The following is a 4,546-nucleotide window of genomic DNA, read 5'->3' as shown; positions in this document are numbered from 1 at the left end:
GGCGGCCCGCGCCGACGGTGACCGGGAACCCGGCCAGCCGGGCCAGCCGTTCGGCGGCCTGCCGGGCGGTCCCCTCGGGGTCGTCGGTGCTGCCGGTCTCGACGGGCGCCAGCAGCACCACCGTCTCGGCGTGCTCGGCGCTGACGCCCCGCGAGCCGAACAGGTAGCGCCGGGCCGCGCCGGCCAGCCGGCCCCGGTCCTCGTCCTTCCCGTCGGCCGGTTCCGCGACCAGCACCAGGTGCGGCCGGGCGAGGTCGACGCCGAGCCGGCGGCCACGCGCGGTGAGCCCGGCCGGGTCGCGTTCGGGGGCGGTCAGCAGGTCGGTGAGCAGTTCGCCGCGGACCCGGTTCTCGGTCTCGGCGACCGAGCGGCGCAGCAGCAGGAGCAGCGCGGTGACCACGCTGGCCCGCTCGAACAGCCGCCGGTCGGCGTCGTCGAGGTCGGGCCGGCCGCGCAGCACCATGGTGCCGAGCGCGTCGTGCCCGGCCAGTACCGCGCAGACCCACTGCTCGCCGTGCCGTACGGACCGGCCCTCGGCTCGGGAGGCGGCGACCGCCTCGGCCAGTTCGGCGGCGGGTGCGGAGCGTCCGGCCAGCGGTTCGCCCTCGGCGTCCAGGACCGCTATCTCCCCGCCCAGCAGGGCGGCGACGGCGGCGGCGACGTCGGGGACCTCGGCGCCGCGCAGCACCAGGTCGGTGAGCCGGTCGTGTGCCTGCTCGGCGCGCTGGACGGCGGCGGAGTGGGCCCGGACGAGCTCGTTGGCGGCGTTCAGCTCGGCGAGCGCGGCCCGGGTGTCGGCCAGGGACTTGGCGGTGTCCAGGGCGATCGCGGCGTGCGCGGCCAGCGAGCAGAGCAGCGCGACCTCGTCGGGGGAGAAGGCGCGCGGCGTGCGGTCGGCGGCGAACAGCACGCCGATGACCTGCCCGCCGAGCAGCAGCGGCACCCCGATGATCGCCACCAGGCCCTCGTCCAGTACGCCCGCGTCGATCGTGCCGGTGTGGTGGAAGCGCTCGTCGGTGCGGTAGTCGGGGGTGGCGTAGGGGCGGGCGGTCTGTGCGACCAGCCCGCCCAGGCCGTCACCGAGGCTCAGCCGCAGGGTCTGGAACAGGACGGAGACCGAACCGTCGGTGACCCGCATGTAGGTGTCGCCGGCGGCCTCGTCCGGCAGGGTCAGGTAGGCGGTGTCGGTGCCGAGCAGCATCCGGGCCCGGCGGACGATCGCCTGGAGCACGGTGTCCAGGTCCCGGGAGGCGGCGAGGTCCCCGGCGGTGTCGAACAGGGCGGTCAACTCGGCTTCGCGGCGCCGGTGTTGACGCAGGGTGCGATGGACCCGAAGGGCCTGCCAGGTGGCGTCGTCGATCTCGGCGAGGACGGCGGCCGACGCCCCGCGGCGGCGGGCGTCGGCCAGCACGTCGGCGAAGTCCTCGGTGGCGGCGCCGGAGGCGAGCAGGTCGAGCAGCCGCCGCAGCGCGGGCGCGGCGCTTTCGTGAGGGTGGTTCATGGTGCGTGCTGCCAATCGGCGTCGGTTCCGTCGGTTCCGAGAAAGCGCGATCGTATCGGCTGGGTCCTCAGGTGGCGGCGGGCTTCCCGGCCGCCGCGGCGTCCGCCTCCTGGCCCGCCCCGCCGTCCTGCACGTCCCCTCCCGCGACCTCCGCGAGGTCCCGGCCCCTGGTCTCCCGGCCGCAGAGCACCGCCAGCACGGTGATCGCCGCCGCGATGGCGACGTACACCGCGATGGGGGTGGCGCTGCCGTAGTCCCTGAGCAGCGCGGTGGCGATCAGCGGCGCCGGGGCACCGGCCGCCACCGAGGAGAACTGGGCCCCGATCGAGGCGCCCGAGTACCGCATCCGGGTCGCGAACAGCTCGGAGAAGAAGGCGGCCTGGGGCGCGTACATGGCGCTGTGGAAGACCAGGCCGACGGTCACGGCGGTGACCAGCGAGCCGAAGGACTTCGTGTCGACCAGACCGAAGAAGACGAAGGCCCAGGCGCCCACCCCGACCGCGCCCACCAGGTACACCGGCTTGCGCCCGACCCGGTCGGACAGCGCGCCGAACAGCGGGATCAGCGTGAACTGGATCGCGGAGGCGATCAGGACGGCGTTCAGCGCGGTCTGCTTGGAGAAGTGGGCGTGGGTGACGGCATAGGTCAGAACGAAGGTGGTCATGACGTAGTACGAGATGTTCTCCGCCATCCGCGCACCCATGGCCACCAGCACCTCCCGCCAGTGGTCGCGCAACACCTCCACCAGCGGAGGCCGTTCGGCCGTCCGCCGCTCCTTCTGCCGCTGCTGCTGCGCCGCCAGCGCCTGCTTGAACAGCGGCGACTCGTCCACCGCGAGCCGGATCCACATCCCGACCACGACCAGCACCGCCGACAGCAGGAACGGCACCCGCCAGCCCCACGCCAGGAACGCCTCGTCCGACTGCACCGCCGTCATCAGCGACAGCACCCCGGCCGCCAGAAGGTTCCCGGCCGGCGCCCCGCCCTGCGGCCAGGACGCCCAGAACCCCCGCCGCCGCTGGTCGCCGTGCTCCGACACCAGGAGCACGGCGCCGCCCCACTCACCGCCCAGCGCGAAGCCCTGCACCAGCCGCAGCACCGTCAGCAGGACCGGTGCCGCGACCCCGATCGAGTCGTACGTCGGCAGCAGCCCGATCGCCGTGGTCGACCCGCCCATCAGCAGCAGGCTCACCACCAGCAGCTTCTTCCGCCCGACCCGGTCCCCGAAGTGGCCGAACACCAGCGCCCCGAGCGGCCGCGCCGCGAACCCGATCGCGTAGGTCAGGAAGGACAGCAGCGTCCCGGTCAGCGGATCGCTGTGCGGGAAGAACAGCCTCCCGAACACCAGCGCCGCCGCCGTTCCGTACAGGAAGTAGTCGTACCACTCGATCGTCGTGCCGATCAGGCTCGCGGCCACCACTCTCGGGAGTGAGCTGCTCGCTGTCGTACCTCGCGCAGAGGCGTTCATGGCCACCACTTCCAGAACCAGGGGGGAGACGATGTCGCCACAAGGTAGGAAGCACCCGACCCCGGGACTATGTGGGTGGCTCATACAGTCCCGGGGTCGAATGTGTCTGACAGCTCTATGAGAGGGGCGGTCGGATCGCGGAGCGTTCCCCGCTCAGTGCGCCGTCCAGCCACCGTCGACGGGAAGGCTGGCGCCGGTGATGTAGGAGGCGGCGGGGGAGCAGAGCCACAGGGCGAGCTGGGCGACCTCGTCGGGTTCGATGAGGCGCTTCACCGCGGTGCGGTCGAGCATGATCCGCTCGACCACCTCGTCCTCGGGTATGCCGTGGGCGAGCGCCTGGGCGGCGATCTGCTTCTCCACCAGCGCAGTCCGGACGTAGCCCGGGTTGATGCAGTTGCTGGTGACGCCGTGCGGCGCGCCCTCCAGGGCGACGGTCTTGCTCAGGCCCTCCAGCGCGTGCTTCGCGGTGACGTAAGCGGACTTGAAGGCGCTGGCGCGCAGGCCGTGGACGGAGGAGATGTTGACGACCCGTCCCCACTCCTGCGCGTACATGTGCGGCAGGGTGCGGCGCAGGATGCGGAACGGGGCCTCGACCATGACGCGCTGGATGAGCGTGAAGCGGTCGGGCGGGAACTCGTGCAGGGGCGCGACGTGCTGGAGGCCGGCGTTGTTGACGACGATGTCGGCGTCGTCCGGCAGGGCGTCCACGGCCCCGGGGTCGCCGAGGTCGGCGACGATCGCGCGGCCGCCGATCCGCTCGGCGAGCTCCTCGGCCGGGCCGGCCGCGAGGTCGACGACGTAGACCCGGGCGCCGGCCTCGGCGAGGGCCTCGGCGCAGGCCCGGCCGATGCCCGAGGCGGCCCCGGTGACCATGGCCGTGCGGCCGGCGAGCGGGCGGGCAGTAGAGGTGTCCATGGCCGAGAACGGTAGGAATCCGACGGCCCCACTCCCATGTGGTGGGCCGCCACAGCATCCCGCCGAGCTGTGGTGCTGTCCGCCATGACGCCGGAGCGAGGCCCGAACGGCGGATCGACCCTCGGAGAGGCCCTCGGAGGGGCCTCCGGAACGGCCGACGGTTCGGCCCCGGAGGACCAAACCCAACCCGAGTCCGCTTCCCCACAATGGGCGCGGTTGCTTCACCCGTTCGGTGGATTGCTCGGTCAGATCCACCCATAGCGCCCGAATGCTCGCTACATTCACGCCGATTCCCGACAGGGGGCGCCGCCCCAGGCCGCCGAAGTGCTGGTGAAGCCCGGTGCGACGTCCGAGAGGTGTTGACAGACATGCCCCAACGGCCTGCAACCGACAGCCCGGCGTACGGACCGCTCGACCCGCTCGGCCAGCACCGAGGGCCGGTCGGCCGGACCCTTCCGGACGCCCCCGACGCCCTGACCGCCGACACGCTGACCGCCGACGCCCCGGACGCCGACGACCTGCGGCTGCCGGTGCAGGCCACACCCGACCGGCACGAGAACCCCGTCGCGCCCGCGCCCGCGCCCGCCCCGGCCCGCAGCGGCCACTCCGGCCCGGCCCCGCAGAACGGCCAGCTCGCGGCGCTGATCGAGGAGGCCGGCGTC

General features: G+C 73.4%; 3 protein-coding genes and 1 pseudogene. 1 reads left to right on the top strand and 3 read right to left on the bottom strand.

Annotated features, from left to right (window positions below):
• From KS423_RS39195 to KS423_RS39185, 3 genes are all read right to left on the bottom strand, one after another.
• Window positions 1–1,501 (bottom strand): GAF domain-containing protein (locus tag KS423_RS39195; RefSeq protein WP_224284503.1); only part of this gene is annotated, 1,501 nt, incomplete at its 3' end.
• 67 nt (window positions 1,502–1,568) lie between these two features.
• Window positions 1,569–2,969 carry an MFS transporter gene (locus tag KS423_RS39190; protein ID WP_224284502.1) on the bottom strand — a complete coding sequence of 467 codons (1,401 nt, stop codon included), beginning with the start codon at window positions 2,967–2,969 and terminating at the stop codon, window positions 1,569–1,571.
• 153 nt (window positions 2,970–3,122) lie between these two features.
• Window positions 3,123–3,884 (bottom strand): 3-hydroxybutyrate dehydrogenase, encoded by a 762-nt coding sequence (locus tag KS423_RS39185; protein WP_224284501.1) that lies wholly within the window; start codon window positions 3,882–3,884, stop codon window positions 3,123–3,125.
• Window positions 3,885–4,252: 368 nt separating this feature from the next.
• Between KS423_RS39185 and KS423_RS39180 the strand changes: the two are divergent.
• Window positions 4,253–4,546: pseudogene (locus KS423_RS39180) on the top strand (hypothetical protein); the annotation flags it as partial.

The organism is Streptomyces sp. LS1784 (genome assembly GCF_020103755.1).
GTDB lineage: Bacteria > Actinomycetota > Actinomycetes > Streptomycetales > Streptomycetaceae > Kitasatospora.
The sequence above is the reverse complement of the archived record's forward strand: the minus strand, read 5'-3'. Positions and strand labels throughout refer to the sequence as shown.

Coding starts and splice junctions, on each gene's coding strand:
- KS423_RS39190 (WP_224284502.1), bottom strand. CDS start 2,969: ATGAACGCCTCTGCGCGAGGTACGACAGCGAGCAGCTCACTCCCGAGA.
- KS423_RS39185 (WP_224284501.1), bottom strand. CDS start 3,884: ATGGACACCTCTACTGCCCGCCCGCTCGCCGGCCGCACGGCCATGGTC.